The 21,886-nt window shown below is 70.7% G+C and carries 17 protein-coding genes and 1 pseudogene; 15 read left to right on the forward strand and 3 right to left on the reverse strand.

The features are described 5' to 3' along the window. Positions 1-139: 139 nt before the first annotated feature. The 8 genes from KKZ08_RS28135 to KKZ08_RS28170 all read left to right on the forward strand — a co-directional run bounded on the left by KKZ08_RS28135 (position 140) and on the right by KKZ08_RS28170 (position 12,358). On the forward strand, positions 140-2,077 hold the full coding sequence (locus KKZ08_RS28135) for an acyl-CoA dehydrogenase family protein (protein WP_223777087.1): 1,938 nt from the start codon (positions 140-142) through the stop codon (positions 2,075-2,077). A gap of 191 nt (positions 2,078-2,268) precedes the next feature. Further along, on the forward strand, positions 2,269-4,980 hold the full coding sequence (secA, locus tag KKZ08_RS28140) for a preprotein translocase subunit SecA (RefSeq protein ID WP_223779217.1): 2,712 nt from the start codon (positions 2,269-2,271) through the stop codon (positions 4,978-4,980). A gap of 77 nt (positions 4,981-5,057) precedes the next feature. After that, positions 5,058-6,326, forward strand: coding sequence for a 1-deoxy-D-xylulose-5-phosphate reductoisomerase (gene dxr, locus KKZ08_RS28145; RefSeq protein ID WP_223777088.1), 1,269 nt, complete (start codon positions 5,058-5,060; stop codon positions 6,324-6,326). Beyond that, positions 6,323-7,624 carry a site-2 protease family protein gene (locus KKZ08_RS28150; RefSeq protein WP_223777089.1) on the forward strand — a complete coding sequence of 434 codons (1,302 nt, stop codon included), beginning with the start codon at positions 6,323-6,325 and terminating at the stop codon, positions 7,622-7,624. The genes dxr and KKZ08_RS28150 overlap by 4 nt, the downstream gene beginning before the upstream one ends. A gap of 179 nt (positions 7,625-7,803) precedes the next feature. After that, positions 7,804-8,961: a flavodoxin-dependent (E)-4-hydroxy-3-methylbut-2-enyl-diphosphate synthase gene (ispG, locus tag KKZ08_RS28155; protein WP_223777090.1), complete on the forward strand. Its 1,158-nt coding sequence runs from the start codon at positions 7,804-7,806 to the stop codon at positions 8,959-8,961. 103 nt (positions 8,962-9,064) lie between these two features. Then, a complete protein-coding gene (locus KKZ08_RS28160; RefSeq protein WP_223777091.1) occupies positions 9,065-9,913 on the forward strand; it encodes a GNAT family N-acetyltransferase in 849 nt (282 codons plus the stop codon). Positions 9,914-9,985: 72 nt separating this feature from the next. After that, the gene (locus KKZ08_RS28165) at positions 9,986-10,528 is read left to right on the forward strand and encodes a GNAT family N-acetyltransferase (protein ID WP_223777092.1); all 543 of its coding nucleotides are present in this window, start codon (positions 9,986-9,988) and stop codon (positions 10,526-10,528) included. A gap of 135 nt (positions 10,529-10,663) precedes the next feature. Continuing rightward, the gene (locus KKZ08_RS28170) at positions 10,664-12,358 is read left to right on the forward strand and encodes a proline--tRNA ligase (RefSeq protein ID WP_223777093.1); all 1,695 of its coding nucleotides are present in this window, start codon (positions 10,664-10,666) and stop codon (positions 12,356-12,358) included. Positions 12,359-12,510: 152 nt separating this feature from the next. Here the strand turns inward: KKZ08_RS28170 and KKZ08_RS28175 are convergent, their stop codons facing one another. The 3 genes from KKZ08_RS28175 to KKZ08_RS28185 are packed head-to-tail and all read right to left on the reverse strand — an operon-like array spanning position 12,511 to position 14,478. Further along, positions 12,511-13,410, reverse strand: coding sequence for an aminoglycoside phosphotransferase family protein (locus tag KKZ08_RS28175; protein ID WP_223777094.1), 900 nt, complete (start codon positions 13,408-13,410; stop codon positions 12,511-12,513). 46 nt (positions 13,411-13,456) lie between these two features. Continuing rightward, positions 13,457-13,939: a ferritin-like domain-containing protein gene (locus KKZ08_RS28180; RefSeq protein WP_223777095.1), complete on the reverse strand. Its 483-nt coding sequence runs from the start codon at positions 13,937-13,939 to the stop codon at positions 13,457-13,459. Then, positions 13,936-14,478: a hypothetical protein gene (locus KKZ08_RS28185; RefSeq protein ID WP_223777096.1), complete on the reverse strand. Its 543-nt coding sequence runs from the start codon at positions 14,476-14,478 to the stop codon at positions 13,936-13,938. The genes KKZ08_RS28180 and KKZ08_RS28185 overlap by 4 nt, the downstream gene beginning before the upstream one ends. Before the next feature lie 236 nt (positions 14,479-14,714). Here KKZ08_RS28185 and rimP point away from each other — a divergent pair, with 236 nt between their 5' ends. The 7 genes and pseudogenes from rimP to truB all read left to right on the forward strand — a co-directional run bounded on the left by rimP (position 14,715) and on the right by truB (position 21,817). After that, on the forward strand, positions 14,715-15,233 hold the full coding sequence (gene rimP / locus KKZ08_RS28190) for a ribosome maturation factor RimP (protein ID WP_223777097.1): 519 nt from the start codon (positions 14,715-14,717) through the stop codon (positions 15,231-15,233). A gap of 2 nt (positions 15,234-15,235) precedes the next feature. Beyond that, positions 15,236-16,222 (forward strand): transcription termination factor NusA, encoded by a 987-nt coding sequence (gene nusA / locus KKZ08_RS28195; RefSeq protein WP_223777098.1) that lies wholly within the window; start codon positions 15,236-15,238, stop codon positions 16,220-16,222. 165 nt (positions 16,223-16,387) lie between these two features. Then, complete coding sequence (locus KKZ08_RS28200; RefSeq protein ID WP_223777099.1) at positions 16,388-16,678, forward strand: YlxR family protein; 291 nt, start codon at positions 16,388-16,390, stop codon at positions 16,676-16,678. A gap of 146 nt (positions 16,679-16,824) precedes the next feature. Continuing rightward, positions 16,825-19,929 (forward strand): annotated as a pseudogene (gene infB, locus KKZ08_RS39030) (translation initiation factor IF-2). A gap of 161 nt (positions 19,930-20,090) precedes the next feature. Beyond that, the gene (locus tag KKZ08_RS28220) at positions 20,091-20,384 is read left to right on the forward strand and encodes a DUF503 domain-containing protein (protein ID WP_223777103.1); all 294 of its coding nucleotides are present in this window, start codon (positions 20,091-20,093) and stop codon (positions 20,382-20,384) included. Between the two features lie 51 nt (positions 20,385-20,435). Continuing rightward, positions 20,436-20,912 carry a 30S ribosome-binding factor RbfA gene (rbfA, locus tag KKZ08_RS28225; protein WP_223777104.1) on the forward strand — a complete coding sequence of 159 codons (477 nt, stop codon included), beginning with the start codon at positions 20,436-20,438 and terminating at the stop codon, positions 20,910-20,912. After that, positions 20,909-21,817 (forward strand): tRNA pseudouridine(55) synthase TruB, encoded by a 909-nt coding sequence (gene truB / locus KKZ08_RS28230; protein ID WP_223777105.1) that lies wholly within the window; start codon positions 20,909-20,911, stop codon positions 21,815-21,817. Before rbfA ends, truB begins: the two co-directional genes overlap by 4 nt. Positions 21,818-21,886 lie beyond the last annotated feature (69 nt).

The following is a 21,886-nucleotide window of genomic DNA, read 5'->3' on the forward strand; positions in this document are numbered from 1 at the left end:
GCGTACGCCGGACGCGTCTCGTACGAACGCTGCGCGAGGACTGGTGGGTCCGGGACGAATGGGGTACCAACGATCCAGTAGCACCAGGCAGTAACCGCAGCCCGTACCCGACCCTTCTGCGCGGCGAGGTGAGCTCCTCATGACCGCACCAACCCCCAAACCGTCCGTGAGCGAACGCGAGGCCCGGCGGGTCGCCGAGGCCGCCCGCGAGCAGGACTGGCGCAAGCCCAGCTTCGCCAAGGAACTCTTCCTCGGGCGCTTCCGGCTCGACCTGATCCACCCGCATCCGATGCCCCCGGCCGAGGACGCCGTACGCGGCGAGGAGTTCCTCGCCAGGCTCCGGGAGTTCTGCGAGACGAAGATCGACTCGGCCCGCATCGAGCGCGAGGCGCGCATCCCCGACGAGACCATCAAGGGCCTCAAGGAACTCGGCGCCCTCGGCATGAAGATCGACACGAAGTACGGCGGGCTCGGCCTCACGCAGGTGTACTACAACAAGGCCCTCGCCCTCGTCGGCTCCGCGAGCCCCGCGATCGGGGCGCTGCTCTCCGCGCACCAGTCGATCGGCGTACCGCAGCCGCTGAAGATCTTCGGCACACAGGCGCAGAAGGACGCCTTCCTGCCGCGCTGCGCCACCACCGACATCACGGCCTTCCTGCTGACCGAGCCGGACGTCGGCTCGGACCCGGCACGCCTTGCCACCATGGCCGTGCCCGACGGCGACGATTACGTCCTGGACGGCGTGAAGCTGTGGACGACCAACGGCGTCGTCGCCGACCTGCTCGTCGTAATGGCGCGCGTGCCGAAGTCCGAGGGCCACAAGGGCGGCATCACGGCCTTCGTCGTCGAGGCGGACTCCGAGGGCGTCACCGTCGAGAACCGCAACGCCTTCATGGGCCTGCGCGGCCTGGAGAACGGCGTCACCCGCTTCCACCAGGTGCGGGTCCCGGCCGCGAACCGCATCGGCCCGGAAGGCGCGGGGCTGAAGATCGCCCTCACCACCCTCAACACCGGACGGCTCTCCCTGCCCGCCATGTGCGTCGGCGCGGGCAAGTGGTGCCTGAAGATCGCCCGCGAGTGGTCGGGCGCCCGTGAGCAGTGGGGCAAGCCGGTCGCGCACCACGAGGCGGTCGGCGCGAAGATCTCCTTCATCGCGGCGACCACCTTCGCGCTCGAAGCCGTCCTCGACCTCTCCTCGCAGATGGCCGACGAGGACCGCAACGACATCCGCATCGAGGCCGCACTCGCCAAGCTGTACGGCTCCGAGATGGCCTGGCTGATGGCCGACGAACTGGTGCAGATCCGCGGCGGCCGCGGCTTCGAGACCGCCGAGTCCCTCGCGGCCCGCGGCGAGCGTGCCGTGCCCGCCGAGCAGATCCTGCGGGACCTGCGCATCAACCGCATCTTCGAGGGCTCCACGGAGATCATGCACCTGCTGATCGCCCGCGAGGCCGTCGACGCCCACCTGAAGGTCGCCGGCGACCTCATCGACCCCGACAAGACCCTCTCCGACAAGGCCAAGGCGGGCGCCAGGGCCGGCGGCTTCTACGCACGCTGGCTGCCGAAGCTGGTGGCGGGGCCCGGCCAGCTCCCGCGCTCCTACGCCGAGTTCCACCCGCCCGGGCACGCGGACCTCTCCGGCCACCTGCGCTACGTCGAGCGCGGCGCCCGCAAGCTGGCCCGCTCCACCTTCTACGCCATGTCCCGCTGGCAGGGAAAGATGGAGACCAAGCAGGGCTTCCTCGGCCGCGTCGTCGACATCGGGGCGGAGCTCTTCGCCATGAGCGCGGCCTGCGTACGCGCCGAACTCCTGCGCACCACCGAGGACCACGGCCGCGAGGCGTACCAACTGGCCGACGTCTTCTGCCGTCAGTCCCGCATCCGCGTCGAGGAACTCTTCGGCCGGCTGTGGACCAACACCGACGACCTGGACCACAAGGTGGTCAGGGGCGTCCTCTCGGGCACCTACACCTGGCTCGAATCGGGGATCATCGACCCCTCCGGCGACGGGCCGTGGATCGCGGAAGCGGCCCCGGGCCCCTCCAAACACGACAACGTCCACCGCCCCATTCGCTGAAAGCGCGCCCTATTCGCTGGAAGCACGCACCCCACCCGCTGAATCAATTCCCACCCGTCGCATTCCGCCCCGCCCGAAACCGGTCCGCTTGCCCGGGAGTTGGAGCCCGCCCACAATGAGCGGACCGGCCGGGGAATCAGGGGGGAATTCCGTTGTCCGTACTCAAATTGGAACGCCTCACCGGAAAGATCATGCGCGCGGGCGAAGGCAGAATGCTGCGCCGCCTGGAACGCCTGCGGGATCAGGTCAACTCCATCGAGAACGACGTCGAGCGGCTCTCCGACGCCGAACTGCGCGCGCTCACCGACGAGTACAGAGAGCGGTACGCCGATGGCGAGAGCCTCGACGACCTGCTCCCCGAGGCCTTCGCCACCGTCCGCGAGGCGGCCCGGCGCACCCTCGGCATGCGCCACTTCGACGTCCAGGTCATGGGCGGCGCGGCCCTCCACCTCGGCACCGTCGCCGAGATGCAGACCGGCGAGGGAAAGACCCTGTCCGCGACGCTGCCCGCCTATCTGAACGCACTGACGGGCAAAGGCGTCCACCTCGTCACGGTCAACGACTACCTGGCCGCGCGCGACGCCCGCTGGATGGGCCGCGCCTACGATTTCCTCGGTTTGAGCGTCGGCGTCATCAGGGCCGAGATGAGCCCGGCCGAGCGCCGTGCCGCGTATGCCTGCGACATCACGTACGGCACCAACAACGAATTCGGCTTCGACTATCTGCGCGACAACATGGCCTGGTCCAAGGACGAACTGGTGCAGCGCGGACACCATTTCGCGATCGTCGACGAGGCGGACTCCATCCTCATCGACGAGGCGCGCACCCCGCTGATCATCTCGGGGCCCGCCGACCAGCCGACGCAGTGGTACGCGTTCTTCGCCGCGGCGGTGCGCAGGATGAAGGGCGTCGCGATCCAGGACGAGAAGTTCACCACCCCGCAGGCCAAGCTCGAACTGGCCGAACTGCGGGCCGCGTACCACTATGAGTACGACCCGAAGAAACGCACCGTCGCGATCCTCGACAGCGGCGTGGAATTCCTGGAGGACCAGCTCGGCATCGACAACCTCTACGACTCGGCCCACACCTCCCTCATCGGCCAGCTGAACAACGCGCTCAAGGCGAAAGAGCACTTCAAGAGGGACAAGGACTATGTCGTCACCGACGGCGAGGTATTGATCGTCGACGAGCACACCGGGCGCATCCTCGCCGGACGCCGGTACAACGAAGGCGTTCACCAGGCGATCGAGGCCAAGGAAGGCGTGACGATCAAGGACGAGAACCAGACCCTCGCCACGATCACCCTCCAGAATTTCTTCCGCCTCTACGACAAACTCTCCGGAATGACCGGCACCGCCATGACGGAGGCCGCCGAATTCCATCAGATCTACAAACTGCACGTGGTGCCCATTCCCACCAACAAGCCGATGGTCCGCGCCGACAGACCCGACGTCGTCTACCGCGAGGAGTCCGTGAAGTTCGACGCGGTCGTCACGGACATCGCCGAACGGCACCGCGCGGGCCAGCCCGTCCTGGTCGGCACCGTCTCCGTCGCGAAGTCCGAGCACCTCTCTGCGCTGCTGGCCCGGCGCGGCATCCCGCACGAGGTGCTGAACGCCAAGAACCACCGGCGCGAGGCGCGGATCGTCGCCCAGGCCGGGCGCAAGGGCGCCGTCACCGTCGCCACGAACATGGCAGGACGCGGCACCGACATCATGTTGGGCGGCAACCCCGAGGCCATGGCCGAGGCCGAGCTGACGCAGCGCGGCCTCACTCCCGAGACGGCCCAGGAGGAGTACCGCGAAGTCCTGGCACGCATCGAGGCCGAGGCCGCCGCCGAGCACGACGAGGTCAAGGAACTCGGCGGCCTGTACGTCCTCGGCACCGAGCGGCACGAGTCCCGCCGCATCGACAACCAGCTGCGCGGACGCAGCGGCCGCCAGGGCGACCCCGGGCAGTCCCGCTTCTACCTCTCGCTCGGCGACGACCTGATGCGGCTGTTCCGCGCCGAACTCGTCGAGCGGGTCATGCTGATGGCCAACGTCCCCGACGACGTGCCCATCGAGAACAAGATGGTGACCCGCGCCATCGCCTCCGCGCAGTCCCAGGTCGAACAGCAGCACTTCGAGACCCGCAAGAACGTCCTCAAGTACGACGAGGTCCTCAACCGCCAGCGCTCCCTCGTCTACGCCGAACGCCGCCGCGTCCTGGAGGGCGAGGACCTGCGCGAGCAGATCCACCACTTCATGGACGACACCATCGACGCGTACGTGGCCGCGGAGACCGCCGAGGGGTTCGGCGAGGAATGGGACCTCGACCGGCTGTGGAGCGCCTTCGGCCAGCTCTACCCCGTGGGCGTCACCGTCGAGGAGCTGGAGGAGGCCGCGGGTTCCCGCGCGGAGCTGACCGCCGCCCTGATCGGCGAGCGCCTCATCGAGGACATCCACGCGCGCTACGCGGAACGCGAGCGCGAACTCGGCGAGGACGTCATGCGCGAGCTGGAGCGCCGCGTGGTGCTCGCGGTCCTCGACCGGAAGTGGCGCGAACACCTGTATGAGATGGACTACCTCCAGGAGGGCATCTGGATGCGCTCCTACCTCGGCAGGGACCCCCTCTTCGAGTTCCAGCGCGAGGGCTTCGACCTGTTCACCGCGATGATGGACGCCATCAAGGAGGAGTCCGTCGGCTACCTCTTCAACCTGGACGTCCAGGTCGAACCATCGGACCTGGAGGCGCCCGGGAGCACCGGCCCGCTCCGCTTCAGCGCGCCCACGATGGACACGGAGGAAGGCGTCGTACGGGGCGACTTCACGCCCGGGCAGGACGAGCCGGGAGAGACGGGGGAGGACGGCCCGAGCCCCGCGGACCGCCCCCGGCAAAGGCGCCGCCGCAAGAAGCGGTGACCCGCGCCGGACGCCACGTACGCCACATCGGGGCCCGCGGGGTCCGGGCGGCGACGTCGTGCGGCCACAATGGGGGCATGAGCGACAGCCCATCCCCCCTCGCCGACCCGCATCTCGTCTTCGACCCCGTCTCCATCGCGGACGGGGACGGACCGCGGGACATCGTCATCCTCGGGTCCACGGGTTCGATCGGCACCCAGGCCATCGACCTCGTCCTGCGCAACCCCGACCGCTTCCGCGTCACCGCGCTCTCCGCCGCGGGCGGCCGCGTCGGCCTCCTCGCCGAGCAGGCACGCCGGCTCCGGGTGAAGACCGTCGCGGTCGCCCGCGAGGACGCAGTACCGGCGCTGCGCGAAGCCCTCCAGGGGCAGTACGAGGCGGGGGAGCCGCTCCCCGAGATCCTCGCCGGACCGGACGCCGCCACGCAGGTCGCCGCCTCCGCCTGCCACACGGTCCTCAACGGCATCACCGGCTCCATCGGCCTCGCGCCGACGCTCGCCGCCCTGGAGGCCGGCCGCACCCTCGCGCTCGCCAACAAGGAATCGCTGATCGTCGGCGGCCCCCTCGTGAAGGCGATCGCCAAGCCCGGCCAGATCATCCCGGTCGACTCCGAGCACGCCGCCCTCTTCCAGGCGCTCGCCGCCGGCACCCGCGCGGACGTACGCAAACTCGTCGTCACCGCCTCCGGCGGCCCCTTCCGCGGACGTACGAAGGCCGATCTCGCGCACGTCACCCCCGAGGACGCGCTCGCGCACCCCACCTGGGCCATGGGCCCGGTGATCACGGTCAACTCCGCGACGCTGGTCAACAAGGGTCTTGAGGTCATCGAGGCGCACCTCCTCTACGACATCCCCTTCGACCGCATCGAGGTCGTCGTCCACCCGCAGTCATACGTGCACTCCATGGTGGAGTTCACCGACGGCTCCACCCTCGCCCAGGCGACCCCGCCGGACATGCGCGGTCCGATCGCCATCGGCATCGGCTGGCCCGAGCGGGTGCCCGACGCGGCGCCCGCCTTCGACTGGACCAAGGCGTCGAGCTGGGAGTTCTTCCCGCTCGACGACGAGGCGTTCCCGTCGGTCGGGCTGGCCCGGCACGTCGGAGCGCTCGCGGGCACGGCCCCGGCGGTGTTCAATGCCGCCAACGAGGAATGCGTGGCCGCGTTCCTCAAGGGCGCGCTGCCCTTCAACGGCATCATGGAGACGGTGACGAGGGTCGTGGACGAGCACGGCACGCCCTCGGGGGGAACCTCCCTCACCGTCGCGGACGTCCTCGAAGCGGAGACCTGGGCGCGCGCCCGGGCACGCGAACTGGCAGCACAGACGACCGCGGAGGCTCGTGCATGACGACCTTGATGATGATCCTCGGGATAGTCGTCTTCGTGATCGGGCTGCTCTTCTCGATCGCCTGGCACGAGCTGGGGCACCTGTCGACCGCCAAGATGTTCGGCATCCGGGTGCCGCAGTACATGGTCGGCTTCGGCCCGACCCTGTTCTCGCGCAAGAAGGGCGACACCGAGTACGGCATCAAGGCCATCCCCCTCGGCGGCTACATCCGCATGATCGGCATGTTCCCGCCGGGCGCGGACGGCCGCATAGAGGCACGCTCCACCTCGCCCTGGCGCGGCATGATCGAGGACGCCCGCTCGGCGGCCTTCGAGGAGCTGCGGCCCGGCGACGAGACCCGCCTCTTCTACACGCGCAAGCCGTGGAAGCGCGTGATCGTGATGTTCGCGGGCCCCTTCATGAACCTCATCCTCGCCGTGGCGATCTTCCTCGGCGTGATGATGACGTTCGGCATCAGCAGCCAGACGACCCAGGTCAGCAAGGTCTCGGACTGCGTCATCCAGCAGAGCGAGAACCGCTCCAAGTGCGAGAAGGGCGACAAGGCGGCGCCCGCCAAGGCGGCGGGCCTCAAGCCGGGCGACAAGATCGTCGCCTTCCAGGGGCAGGCCGTCGACGACTGGTCCACGCTCCAGTCGAAGATCCGCGAGACCATCGGCCCGGCCACCCTCACGGTCGAGCGGGACGGCAAGCGCATCGACCTGCACGCCGACCTCATCAAGAACCAGGTCACCAAGACCGACGGCGAGGGCGCGTACGTCGAGGGCAAGTACGTCTACGCGGGCTTCCTCGGCTTCACCCCCGCCACCGGCATCGTCCAGCAGTCCTTCGGCCAGTCCGTGGAGCGCATGGGCGACATGATGGAGAACGGCGTCGAGTCGATCATCGCCCTGCCGTCCAAGATCCCGGACCTGTGGGACGCGGCGTTCGGCGACGGCGAGCGCAAGCAGGACTCGCCCATGGGCGTGGTGGGCGCCGCCCGCGTCGGCGGCGACGTGTTCACCCTGGACATCCCGCCGCAGAACCAGATCGCGATGATGCTGTTCCTCATCGCGGGCTTCAACCTCTCGCTCTTCCTCTTCAACATGCTGCCGCTGCTGCCGCTCGACGGCGGCCACATCGCGGGCGCCCTGTGGGAGTCCGTGCGCCGCAACACGGCGAAGGTCCTGCGCCGCCCCGACCCGGGCCCGTTCGACGTGGCGAAGCTGATGCCGGTCGCCTACGTGGTGGCGGGGATCTTCATCTGCTTCACGATCCTGGTACTCATCGCGGATGTCGTGAACCCGGTGAGAATTTCCTGATTTCAGCAGGAACAGGGCGGCCCGGCGTGCTATGCGCCGGGCCGCCCCCCATTGGGTGGACTTCCGGACGTGGTGTGCCCGGGCCCCTCGGGGTGCCGTAATCTCGAAGCCTGGAGCCCGCCGATCTCGGGACCTCGATCCACACTCTTGTGATCCACACTCTTGGGGATGCTCGCCAGATGACTGCCGTATCGCTCGGAATCCCGTCCGTTCCGACCAAGCTCGCCGACCGAAGGGTCAGCCGCAAGATCCAGGTCGGTTCGGTGGCCGTCGGCGGAGACGCCCCGGTCTCGGTGCAGTCGATGACCACGACGCGTACGTCCGACATCGGCGCCACCCTCCAGCAGATCGCGGAGCTGACGGCCTCGGGCTGCCAGATCGTGCGGGTGGCGTGCCCGACGCAGGACGACGCGGACGCGCTGGCGACCATCGCGCGGAAGTCGCAGATCCCGGTCATCGCGGACATCCACTTCCAGCCGAAGTACGTCTTCGCGGCGATCGACGCGGGCTGCGCGGCGGTCCGGGTCAACCCCGGCAACATCAAGCAGTTCGACGACAAGGTCAAGGAGATCGCGAAGGCCGCCAAGGACGCGGGCACGCCGATCCGCATCGGTGTCAACGCCGGCTCCCTGGACGCGCGGCTGCTGAAGAAGTACGGCAAGGCGACCCCCGAGGCCCTGGTCGAGTCCGCCCTGTGGGAGGCGTCCCTCTTCGAGGAGCACGGCTTCCGGGACATCAAGATCTCGGTCAAGCACAACGACCCGGTCGTCATGGTCAACGCCTACCGCCAGCTCGCCGCCCAGTGCGACTACCCCCTGCACCTCGGCGTCACCGAGGCCGGCCCCGCCTTCCAGGGCACCATCAAGTCGGCGGTCGCCTTCGGCGCGCTGCTCTCCGAGGGCATCGGCGACACGATCCGGGTGTCCCTGTCGGCACCGCCCGCCGAGGAGATCAAGGTCGGCATCCAGATCCTGGAGTCCCTCAACCTCCGCCAGCGCCGCCTGGAGATCGTCTCCTGCCCGTCCTGCGGCCGCGCCCAGGTCGACGTCTACAAGCTGGCCGAAGAGGTCACCGCCGGTCTGGAGGGCATGGAGGTGCCGCTGCGCGTCGCCGTCATGGGCTGCGTCGTCAACGGCCCCGGCGAGGCCCGCGAGGCCGACCTCGGCGTCGCCTCCGGCAACGGCAAGGGCCAGATCTTCGTCAAGGGCGAGGTCATCAAGACAGTCCCCGAGTCGAAGATCGTGGAGACCCTCATCGACGAGGCGATGAAGATCGCCGAGCAGATGGAGAAGGACGGCGTCGCCTCCGGCGAACCGACGATCTCGGTGGCGGGCTGAGACACCGCGGCGGGGGGCCGCGGACAGCAGGCGCCCCCCGCACCCGCCGCCCTCGCCAGGTACAGTGCGGAGATCAGCAGACCGTATGGTGAGGCCCCCGCACGTGTTGACTCAGACCACCACCCGGGTCCTCGAACCGAGTGACCTCGACGCCGCGATGGCCGTGCTCGACCGCGAGCCGGTCGCGAACGCCTTCGTGACCGCTCGCGTCCAGGTGGCCGGTCTCGACCCGTGGCGCCTCGGCGGCGAGATGTGGGGCTGGTACGAGGGCGGCATGCTGGAGTCGCTCTGCTACGCGGGCGCCAACCTCGTCCCCATCTGCGCCACCCCGCGGGCCGTGCGCGGCTTCGCCGACCGCGCCCGCAGGGCCGGCCGCCGCTGCTCCTCCATCGTCGGCCCCGCGACCGCCACGGCCCAGCTGTGGCGGCTCCTCGAACCGTCCTGGGGCCCCGCCCGCGAGGTCCGCACCCGGCAGCCCCTGATGGTCACCGACCGGCTGCCGGACGACGTCGCCCCCGACCCGTACGTCCGCCGCGTCCGCAAGGACGAGATGGACACGATCATGCCGGCGTGCGTGGCGATGTTCACCGAGGAGGTCGGCGTCTCCCCGATGGCCGGCGACGGTGGCCTGCTCTACCAGGCGCGCGTCGCGGAACTGGTCGGCTCCGGGCGCTCGTTCGCCCGCCTCGACGACGAGGGCAAGGTCGTCTTCAAGGCCGAGATCGGCGCCGCCACCGCGCGGGCCTGCCAGGTCCAGGGCGTCTGGGTGGCCCCCGAGTACCGCGGCCGTGGCCTCGCCGCCCCCGGCATGGCCGCCGTCCTGCGCTACGCCCTCGCGGACGTCGCCCCCGTCGTCAGCCTGTACGTCAACGACTTCAACACCGCGGCCCGGGCGGCGTACCGACGCGTGGGCTTCCGGGAGGTCGGCGCGTTCATGAGCGTGCTGTTCTGACGCCCGGCCGGGCCCCTCGCCCATCCAGAGCGCCCTGTTCAGAAGCGCGGCGGCGCGAAGTAGGGTCGCCCCATGACTGACGACGTCGTGATCGGGCCCCTCGACCTCGCCGCGCGGGTGGACGAAGCGCTGGAGGTCCAGGCCCATGCCTTCGGGCTGAGCGACGACGAGGTGGCCGTGCGGCGCCAGATCGTCCTGCGCCACCTCACCTACCCCGGGGCCCGCTCGTTCGGCGCGACCACCCCCGACGACCGGCTCGTCGGGTTCGTCTACGGCATGCCCAACGACCGCCGCCACTGGTGGTCGACGGTCGTCGAGCCCTACCTCCGCGGCCGGCAGCTGGACCACTGGCTCGACGGCTCCTTCGTCATCACCGAACTGCACGTGCACCCCGGCCACCAGAACCGCGGCATCGGCCGCTCACTGATCACCACCATCACCGACGGCGTCGCGGAGCCTCGCTCGATCCTCTCCGCGATCGACGTCGAGAGCCCGGCCCGCGGCCTGTACCGCTCCCTCGGCTACACCGACCTCGCGCGGCGCGTCCTGTTCCCGAGCGCCGCCAAGCCGTACGCCGTGATGGGCGCCCCGCTGCCCCTGCCGCGCCGGGTCTGACCGAGAACCGGGCGGGTCCGCACGAGAACCGATTTCCGCCCGCGCCCGCGCCCCGGCTAACCTCCTAGCCATCACCCTTCCCCGAGCTCTCGGCACCGTTCGAGCGGGGGGACCCCCTTGTAGCAGGAGTTCATCATGGCCCAGGTCCAGCGCATGTCCCGGTTGATGGTCAAGACACTGCGCGACGACCCCGCGGACGCCGAGACGCTCAACCACAAGCTGCTCGTCCGGGCCGGTTACGTCCGCCGCACCGCCGCCGGCATCTGGACCTGGCTGCCGCTCGGCAAGAAGGTCTACGAGAACATCGCCCGCGTCGTCCGCGAGGAGATGGACGCCATCGGCGGCCAGGAGGTGCTGCTCCCGGCCCTCCTGCCCAAGGAGCCCTACGAGGCCTCCGGCCGCTACGAGGAGTACGGCGACCTGCTCTTCCGCCTCAAGGACCGCAAGGGCGCCGACTACCTCCTCGGCCCGACCCACGAGGAGATCTTCACCCAGGTCGTCAAGGACCAGTGCTCGTCCTACAAGGACCTGCCGGTGATCCTCTACCAGATCCAGACGAAGTACCGCGACGAGGCCCGCCCGCGCGCCGGTGTGCTGCGCGGCCGCGAGTTCCAGATGAAGGACTCGTACTCCTTCGACACCACGGACGAGGGCCTCGCCGAGTCGTACGCCCTGCACCGCGGCGCCTACCAGCGCATCTTCGAGCGCCTCGGCCTCGACTACCGCATCGTGTCCGCCGTCGCGGGCGCCATGGGCGGCTCCAAGTCGGAGGAGTTCCTGGCCCCCGCCCCGGCCGGCGAGGACACCTTCGTGGACTGCCCCGCCTGCGACTACGCCGCCAACACCGAAGCCGTCACCTTCGCGCTCGCCCCGGTCGACGGCTCGGCGCACGGCCCGGTCGAGGAGCTGGACACCCCCGACACCCCGACCATCGAGACCCTCGCCGAGCACCTCGGCGTCCCGGCCTCCGCGACCCTGAAGAACCTCCTGGTCAAGGTCGACGGCGAGATCGTGGCCGTCGGCGTCCCCGGCGACCGCGAGGTCGACCTCGGCAAGCTCGGCGAGCACCTGGCCCCGGCCGAGGTCGAACTGGTCACCGCCGAGGACTTCGAGGGCCGCGACGACCTCGTACGCGGCTACGTCGGCCCGCAGGGCCTGGACAAGGTCCGCTACATCGCCGACCCGCGCGTCGCCCCCGGCACCGCCTGGATCACGGGCGCCAACAAGCAGGACAAGCACGCCAAGAACGTCGTCTGCGGGCGCGACTTCGAGGTCGACGACTACCTGGACGTCGTCGTGGTCGAGGAGGGCGACCCCTGCCCCAACTGCGGCGCCGGCCTCAAGCTGGACCGTGCCATCGAGATCGGCCACATCTTCCAGCTCGGCCGCAAGTACGCCGACACCTTCCAGCTCGACGTCCTCGGTCAGCAGGGCAAGCCGGTCCGCGTGACCATGGGCTCGTACGGCATCGGCGTCTCCCGCGCGGTGGCGGCCCTCGCCGAGCAGACCGCCGACGACAAGGGCCTGTGCTGGCCCAAGGAGGTCGCCCCCGCCGACGTCCACGTGGTCGCCGCGGGCAAGGCGCTCCAGACGGAGCTGGCCCTGGACGTCGCCGAGAAGCTGGGCGCCGCGGGCGCGCGGGTCCTCGTGGACGACCGGGCCGGGGTCTCCCCGGGCGTGAAGTTCACCGACGCGGAACTGATCGGCGTCCCCCAGATCCTGGTCGCGGGCCGCCGCTCCGCCGAGGGCGTCGTGGAACTGAAGGACCGCCGCACGGGCGAACGAGAAGAAATGACGGTCGACGAGGCCATCACCCGCCTGACGGCATAACCCGAGCGACACCTGAGGGGGCGCCTCTGAGGGGGCGGGGTGCCCCTGAGGGGGCGCCCCGTCAGGGGCGCGGGGAACTGCGCGAGCAACCACACACGGCCCGCAGACTCACCCGAAGAGCAACCACCCACGGCGGCCCCCCACCGCCACCCTCACAACCAGCCCGCGAACTCCAACAACAGCTCCGCATCCTGCCCACGCCCCACGCGAAGTGCCCGCACCCCGGACTCGACCGCCCGGAACAGCGTCCACCCCCGCAGCCGCTCCTGATCGACCTCAAGAGACTCCGCGAGCTTCTTCACGCGCCGCCGCGTGACCGCCGCACCGGACGGCGAGGCGATCAGATCCTCCACGCGGTCACGGACCAGCCGCGCCAGATCGAACGCGGGGTCGCCCACCACCGGATCCGGCCCCACGGCCAGCCACGGCACCCGGTCCCCCGCAAGGACCTTGCTCTGCCGGAAGGTGCCGTGCAGCAGCCTCGGCGCCACCTCCGCCGCGAGCAGCTCCTCCCGCGCCGCGAGCGCCGCGTCGACCAGCGGCACGACCTCCGCGTCCGCGTCGGCGGAACCCCGCATCGCCTCGGCCTGCCGCCCCGTCCGCTCGGCGACCGTCTCGAAGCGGTGCCCGGCGGGCGGCGGAGCCCACAGCCGCCGCAGCGTCCCCGCGGCTTCGAGCAGCGCCTTGGCCTCGGGCAGCGACCGCACGGACACATCACGGTGCAGCCGCTCGAGAAGCAGCGCCCCGTCCGAGCACTCGGGGTCGAGCAGCCGGGCGGCGCCGAGCCCGTTCCAGTGCGCGAGGGCGGCCCGCTCGCTCTCCGGCCGGGACCGGGGCGGCACGAGCTTGAGCACGGCGGGCGTGCCGTCGGCCCGCAGGACCATCAGGACGAGGCCGCTGCGCCCACCGGGGACGTGCACCCGCTCGACGGTCAACTCGCGTGCCGCGACGGCCCGTTCGACCGCCTCCGGCAGTCTCTCCAGCCAGTCGTCGCCGTCCTGCGCCGTCTCGCCGAGTGCGGTGACAAGGCGCCGGGGCGGTTCGAAAGCCATACGCGAGTCGTTTCCCTTCCCTGAGCTCCCCTGAGCTCCCTGAGCGTCACGCCTTGGGCGTCGTCGGTGTGGACGCGGGTGACGTCCGCTCGGCGAGCCCAGGGAAGGCTACGCTCCCGCCCCGCCACCGCGCCGCCCGGACCGCCGCCTCCCGCAGCGCGCGGGCCGCGCCGCCGCGCCGGTCGCCCGAAGAGGCGCGTACGAGATCGGAGTAGACGCTTACGATGCGGTCCTCCAGCTCGGCGGCGAGCCGGACCGCGGCGGCGGTGTCGGGTACCGGGAACGGCAGTGCGTAGGCCGCGTCCGCGGGCTGCGGCTCGCCGCCGAGGTCGCGCACGGCGCGCCGCAGTTCGTCGCGCCGGGCGCGGTGCGCGTCGTACGCGGTGCGCGCCTCGTCCCGGCGCTTCTCGCCGACCCGGCCGCCGACGACGCCGTAGCCGTACACGGCCGCGTGCTCGGCGCTCAGGGCGGCCTGAACCGCCTTCAGCTCCTCATCCCTGGAGTTCTTGGAGTACTCGGCCCCGCTCACTTGTCCCCCTCCGTCAGCAGATACGCGTGCGCCGCCCCCGCGGCGGCCACCGAGGCGAGCAGCCTGGCCTCCGCGGCCGGGGCGTCGACCAGGGCCTCTCCCCGGCGGTCGGCCAGTTCCCGCTCGGCCTTGGCGAGGTCGCCCACGGCCTTCTTGGGATCGGACGCCACAGAACGCGCCGGCGACGGCTTGGAGGCGGCGCGGGAACCGGCGGCCGACGCCGACGCGGCGGCCGGAGCGCGGCCGTCCTCGAACGCCTCCGCGTGCTTCTTCACCTCCGCCCGCAGTGGCGCGAGCCGCCCCGCGAGCGAAGGGTGCGCGGCGAGCACGGCGTCGTAACGCCCGAGCAGTTCCGTGCTCTCCTCGGCGGCCCGGGCGCGCAGGCGGCGCGCGGCGGAGGAACGGCCGTCGGCGTCGGAGCCGGCGGAGTCCGTACAGCCCGTGAGCAGCGCCGCGGACGCGACGCCGGCGGCCCCGGCGAGCAGACTCCTGCGGCGCGGTCCCGGGCGGGACCGGGGGGCGGTGAGATACGACGGCACGGCAGACGTCCTCGGAAAGGAAGGCCAAAAGGCGCGAGCGAGAAGGAAGAAGGTGGGCGCGGGCCCTGTGATCACCGTACCTTCGGACGGTCTCCGTACGGGTGAGCGGCTCGGGCCGAAGCGGTACGGGGCCCCGCAGGTGGGCGGCAACACCCCTCCGGACCGGATACCCTTTGACCTGACACGCAGACTTGCAACGCACCCACAACAGCACACGCGGCCGAGGAGTCACCCGGATGAGCACCACCCAGAGCGAGAGGCTGCGGCAACTACTGGAACCGCTCGTCAGCTCCCAGGACCTGGATCTCGAAGAGATCGAAGTGGCCTCGGTCGGACGCAAGCGAGTGCTGAGAGTCGTCATCGACTCCGACGACGGCGTGGACCTGGACCAGATCGCGGAAGTGAGCCGCCTGCTCTCCGCGAAGCTCGACGAGACCGACGCCATGGGCGAGGGCGAGTACGACCTGGAGGTCGGATCCCCCGGCGCCGAGCGCGCGCTGACCGAGCACCGTCACTACCTGCGTGCCGTGGACCGCCTGGTGAAGTTCCAGCTCACCGAGGGCGGCGAGCTGACCGCCCGCATCCTCGCGGTGGACGACGAGGGCCTCGACCTCGAAGTGCCCGGCGTGAAGGGCCGCAAGCCCACCAGCCGCCGGATCGCCTTCGCGGAGATCGACAAGGCGCGGGTGCAGGTCGAGTTCAACCGCAAGGACAGGAAAGACAACAAGGACATGAAGGAAGAGGAGGAGGCGTAGCCGTGGACATCGACATGAGTGCCCTGCGGGGTCTGGTTCGGGAGAAGGAGATCTCCTTCGACCTGCTCGTCGAAGCGATCGAGTCGGCCCTCCTCATCGCCTACCACCGCACCGAGGGAAGCTTCCGTCGTGCCCGTGTGAAGCTGGACCGCGAGACCGGTCACGTCACGGTGTGGGCGACGGAGGACCCGGCGGATCTCGAAGAGGGCCAGGAGCCCAAGGAGTTCGACGACACCCCGTCCGACTTCGGCCGCATCGCCGCGACGACCGCCAAGCAGGTCATCCTCCAGCGGCTGCGCGACGCCCAGGACGACGCGACGCTCGGTGAGTACGCCGGGCGCGAGGGCGACATCGTCACCGGCGTGGTCCAGCAGGGCCGCGACCCGAAGAACGTCCTGGTCGACATCGGCAAGCTCGAGGCCATCCTGCCGGTGCAGGAGCAGGTCCCGGGCGAGGAGTACCCCCACGGGATGCGCCTTCGTTCGTACGTCGTCCGGGTGGCGAAGGGCGTGCGCGGCCCGTCCGTCACGCTCTCGCGCACCCACCCGAACCTGGTGAAGAAGCTCTTCGCACTGGAGGTGCCCGAGATCGCCGACGGTTCCGTCGAGATCTCGGCCATCGCCCGCGAGGCCGGCCACCGCACCAAGATCGCCGTGCGCTCGACGCGCTCGGGGCTCAACGCCAAGGGCGCCTGCATCGGCCCGATGGGCAGCCGCGTGCGCAACGTCATGGCCGAGCTCAACGGCGAGAAGATCGACATCGTCGACTGGTCGGACGACCCTGCGGACATGGTCGCCCACGCGCTCTCCCCGGCCCGCGTCAGCAAGGTCGAGATCGTCGACCTCGCCGCCCGATCGGCCCGGGTGACCGTGCCGGACTACCAGCTCTCGCTGGCCATCGGCAAGGAGGGGCAGAACGCCCGCCTGGCCGCGCGGCTCACGGGCTGGCGCATCGACATCAGGCCCGACACCGAGCAGCCCGAGCAGTAGCCGGACCGGCGCTGGGCCCCTCCTCGCACGGCGGGGCCCGGCTCCGGAGGCGGCCGCGGGAATAAATCCGGGCGATCACCGCTTGGATCACGACAGTATGTGGCGAGTAGCCGTTCGATTTCTGCCCCAAAGGGGTGAGGTCGGTGCGGGGAGGTAGACTTAAGCGTGTCTGGCCGGACGCATACCCGCGTACGCCCTGAGCGCACCTGTGTGGGGTGCCGGGAGCGAGCGGCCCAGAGTGAACTGCTGCGCATCGTGGCGATCGAGGGCGACTGCGTCCCCGACCCAAGCGGTACGCTGCCCGGCCGGGGTGCGTACGTGCACCCCGCCCCGGTCTGTCTTGACCTGGCGGTCCGCCGCCGGGCGTTTCCCAGGGCCTTCCGAGCCCAGGGACCGTTCGGCACCGAGGCGCTGCGCCGAGCTGTCGAGACAGTTGCCGAGCAGGCAACACCGTAAGACGTGGTCGCACGGAACCCCGTGCGGTCTTGGTATTCCGCGAGTTGGAAGTAGGTCGAGATTGCGATGAGCACTCGATGAGCACGCGATGAGTACGCCCATGAAGTAGCGACGGTCCGGCGTAACCCGGACCTAAAAGGAGCGAAGTGGCTAAGGTCCGGGTATACGAACTCGCCAAGGAGTTCGGGGTAGAGAGCAAGGTCGTCATGGCCAAGCTCACAGAACTCGGTGAATTCGTACGTTCGGCGTCCTCGACGATCGAGGCGCCCGTGGTACGCAAACTGACTGACGCATTCCAGGGCGGCAGCGGCAAGTCCGCCGCCAAGCCCGGCGCGCCGCGCAAGCAGGCCGCCCCTGCCGCTTACCCTCCGGGCAGGCGTCCCCTCCCGCGCAGGCCGCCCGTCCGGGCCCGGCCGCGCCGAAGCCGCCCCAAGCCTGCGGCCGAGAAGCCCGCGGCTTCCCCGCGACGCCGGGCCCGCGCCCGACGCCCGGCCCGAAGCCCCTGGCCCCTGCTTACCCTGGTCTCCCGGCTCCGGCCGCCCTGAGTTCACCGCTCCGCTTACCGCTCCGGCTGCCCCGGCCGCCTCGGCTCCGGCCGCCCTGTCCGGCGCGCGCCCCGGCGCCCGTCCGGGCCAGGGTGCCCGAAGCCCGGTGGCCGTCCGGCCCCCGGCCAGGGTGGTCAGGCCGCGACGAGCGCGGCGGCCGCGGCGACCGTCAGGGTGCTCCGCGCCCCGGCGGCCAGGGCGCCCCGCGTCCCGGCGGTGCCCGTCCTGCGGGTCCGCGTCCGGGCAACAACCCGTTCACCTCTGGTGGCTCCACCGGCATGGCGCGCCCGCAGGCGCCCGTCCGGCGGCGCCCCGCGCCCCGGTGGTCCTGGCGGCCAGGGCGGCCCCGGCGGCGCCCCGCGCCCGCAGGGCGGTCAGGGCGGCCCCGGTGGCGCTCCCCGTCCGCAGGGTCAGGGCGGCGCCCGTCCGACCCCGGCGGCATGCCTCGCCCGCAGGCCCTGCGTCCCGGCGGCGGTCCCGCCGGTAACCGTCCGAACCCGGCATGATGCCGCAGCGTCCCGCTGCTTACCGCGTCCCGGTGGTGGCCCCGGCGGTGGCCGAGGTCCCGGCGGCGGCGGTCGCCCGTGGCGGCGGCGGTCGTCCTGGTGGCGGCGGCTTCGCGGCCGTCCGGCCGGTCCCGGTGGTGGCGGCGGCGGTTTCGCCGGTCGTCCCGGCGGTCCCGGTGGCGGTGGCGGCGCCGGTCGTCCCGGTGGTGGCGGCGGCTTCGGCGGTCGTCCCGGCTTCGGTGGCCGTCCCGGTGGTCCCGGTGCCCGTGGTGGCACGCAGGGTGCGTTCGGCCGTCCCGGCGGGCCCGCCCGTCGTGGCCGCAAGTCGAAGCGGCAGAGGCGCCAGGAGTACGAGGCCATGCAGGCCCCGTCGGTGGGCGGCGTCATGCTGCCTCGCGGCAACGGACAGACCGTCCGCCTGTCGCGCGGTGCCTCGCTGACCGACTTCGCCGAGAAGATCAACGCCAACCCGGCGTCGCTCGTCGGCGTGATGATGAACCTCGGCGAGATGGTCACCGCCACGCAGTCCGTCTCCGACGAGACGCTGAAGCTCCTCGCGGACGAGATGAACTTCGTCCTGGAGATCGTCAGCCCGGAGGAGGAGGACCGCGAGCTGCTCGAGTCGTTCTCCATCGAGTTCGGTGAGGACGAGGGCGGCGAGGACATGCTCGTCTCCCGCCCGCCGGTCGTGACCGTCATGGGTCACGTCGACCACGGCAAGACCCGCCTCCTCGACGCGATCCGCAAGACGAACGTCGTCGCGGGCGAGGCCGGCGGTATCACGCAGCACATCGGTGCGTACCAGGTCGCCACTGAGGTCAACGGCGAAGAGCGCGCCATCACCTTCATCGACACCCCCGGTCACGAGGCGTTCACCGCCATGCGTGCCCGTGGTGCGAAGTCCACCGACATCGCGATCCTCGTGGTCGCGGCGAACGACGGTGTGATGCCGCAGACGATCGAGGCGCTGAACCACGCCAAGGCGGCCGACGTGCCGATCGTGGTCGCGGTCAACAAGATCGACGTCGAGGGCGCCGACCCGACCAAGGTGCGCGGTCAGCTCACCGAGTTCGGTCTGGTGGCCGAGGAGTACGGCGGCGACACGATGTTCGTCGACATCTCCGCGCGCCAGGGCCTCAACATCGAGCAGCTGCTCGAAGCCGTGGTCCTGACCGCGGACGCCTCGCTCGACCTGCGGGCCAACCCGGAGCAGGACGCGCAGGGCATCGCCATCGAGGCCCACCTCGACAAGGGCCGCGGCGCCGTCGCGACCGTCCTCGTCCAGCGCGGTACCCTCCGCGTCGGCGACACGATGGTCGCCGGTGACGCCTACGGCCGAGTCCGCGCGATGCTCGACGACAAGGGCGAGAACGTGGAGGAGGCGACCCCGTCGACTCCGGTCCTCGTGCTCGGTCTCACCAACGTCCCGGGCGCGGGCGACAACTTCCTGGTCGTCGACGAGGACCGTACGGCCCGTCAGATCGCCGAGAAGCGTGCCGCCCGTGAGCGCAACGCCGCGTTCGCCAAGCGCACCCGCCGGGTCTCCCTCGAGGACCTCGACCAGGTGCTCAAGGCCGGCCTGGTCCAGGACCTCAACATCATCATCAAGGGTGACGCGTCCGGTTCGGTGGAGGCTCTCGAGTCCTCGCTGCTCCAGCTGGACGTCGGCGAAGAGGTCGACATCCGCGTCCTGCACCGCGGTGTGGGTGCGGTCACCGAGTCGGACATCGACCTGGCGATGGGCTCCGACGCCATCGTCATCGGCTTCAACGTCCGCGCGGCCGGCCGTGCCGCGCAGATGGCGGAGCGCGAGGGCGTCGACGTCCGCTACTACTCGGTGATCTACCAGGCCATCGAGGAGATCGAGGCGGCCCTCAAGGGCATGCTCAAGCCGGAGTACGAGGAGGTCGAGCTCGGCACCGCGGAGATCCGCGAGGTCTTCCGCTCGTCCAAGCTCGGCAACATCGCCGGTGTCCTCATCCGCTCGGGCGAGGTCAAGCGCAACACCAAGGCCCGACTGCTCCGCGACGGCAAGGTCATCGCGGAGAACCTCAACATCGAGGGTCTGCGCCGCTTCAAGGACGACGTCACCGAGATCCGCGAAGGCTTCGAGGGCGGTATCAACCTCGGCAACTTCAACGACATCAAGGTCGACGACGTCATCGCGACGTACGAGATGCGCGAGAAGCCGCGCGGCTGATCGACTGCCTCACGGCAGTTCGAACTGCGCGGTCAGTGTCGGGGCCGGTCGACGGGGAAAATCCCGTCGATCGGCCCCGGCCGTTCCGTGTACGGTTCTTGTGTCCCTGCCAAGTGGTTGGCGGGGCGCCGAACCCGTACCGGCGGGACATCCGGATACACATGTATGTGGGGACTCTGTCCTTCGATCTGCTCCTCGGCGACGTACATTCGCTGAAGGAGAAACGCTCCGTCGTCCGCCCGATCGTCGCCGAACTCCAGCGCAAGTACGGGGTGAGCGCGGCGGAGGTGGGCGGTCAGGATCTGCACCGCAGGGCCGAGATCGGCCTCGCCGTGGTGTCGGGCGACTGGAGCCATCTCACGGACGTACTGGACCGGTGCGAGCGCCTCGTCGCCGCCCGGCCCGAAGTGGAGCTGCTGTCGGTCCGGCGGCGGCTGCACGGCGACGACGACTGAACAACAGCAAGACAAGCCCAGGGAATGCCCGGGGATAAGGGAGACGGAGCAGTGGCCGACAACGCGCGGGCGAAAAGGCTGGCGGACCTCATCCGAGAGGTGGTTGCCCAGAAGCTGCAGCGCGGGATCAAGGACCCGCGGCTCGGGACGCACGTGACCATCACGGACACCAGGGTGACCGGTGACCTGCGGGAGGCGACCGTCTTCTACACGGTCTACGGCGACGACGAGGACCGCGCCGCCGCGGCGGCGGGCCTGGAGAGCGCCAAGGGCGTGCTGCGCTCGGCGGTCGGCCAGGCCGCGGGCGTGAAGTTCACGCCGACGCTGTCCTTCGTCGCGGACGCCCTGCCGGACAACGCCAGGGCCATCGAGGACCTCCTCGACAAGGCCCGGATGTCGGACGAGAAGGTGCGGGAGGTCTCCGCGGGCGCCGAGTTCGCGGGCGACGCGGACCCGTACAAGAAGCCCGAGTCCGACGAGGACACGGACGGCACTTCGGACGAGACGGACGGCGACGCCCGCGCATGAGCAAGAGCAGCACCACAACGCCGGACGGACTTGTCATCGTCGACAAGCCGTCCGGCTTCACTTCGCACGACGTGGTGGCCAAGATGCGCGGGATCGCCAAGACCCGCCGCGTCGGTCACGCGGGCACCCTGGACCCCATGGCGACGGGCGTCCTCGTGCTCGGCGTGGAGCGCGCCACCAAGCTCCTCGGCCATCTGGCGCTGACCGAGAAGGAGTACCTGGGCACCATCCGCCTCGGGCAGAACACGCTCACCGACGACGCCGAGGGCGAGATCACCTCGTCCGCCGACGCCTCGGGGATCGCCCGTGAGGCGATCGACGCGGGCATCGCCAAGCTCTCCGGCGACATCATGCAGGTGCCGTCCAAGGTCAGCGCCATCAAGATCGACGGCAAGCGGTCGTACGCGCGCGCCCGCAAGGGCGAGGACTTCGAGATCCCGGCCCGGCCGGTGACGATCTCCGCCTTCACCGTGTACGACGTCCGCGACGCCGTCGCCGAGGACGGCACCCCCGTCCTCGACCTGGTCGTCTCCGTCGTCTGCTCCTCGGGCACGTACATCCGGGCGCTCGCCCGTGACCTCGGCGCGGACCTCGGTGTCGGCGGCCATCTGACCGCCCTGCGCCGCACCCGCGTCGGGCCGTACAAGCTGGACGCGGCCAAGACCCTGGACCAGCTCCAGGAGGAGCTGACGGTGATGCCGGTGGCCGAGGCCGCGAGCCGGGCCTTCCCGCGCTGGGACGTCGACGACAAGCGCGGCAAGCTGCTGCTCAACGGCGTCCGGATCGACATGCCCGAGGAGTACGCGGGTGCCGGCGCCGTCGCCGTCTTCGACCCGGAGGGCCGCTTCCTGGTCCTCGCGGAGGAGTCGCGGGGCAAGGCCAAGAGCCTGGCCGTCTTCGCCTGAGCGGGCCCTGCCCGCATCTCGCCTCGTCGTGGAGCGGCGGACTCCGGTACGCCGCTCCACGGTCCCCCC

The organism is Streptomyces sp. 135, from assembly GCF_020026305.1.
In the GTDB taxonomy this organism is placed as follows: Bacteria; Actinomycetota; Actinomycetes; order Streptomycetales; family Streptomycetaceae; genus Streptomyces.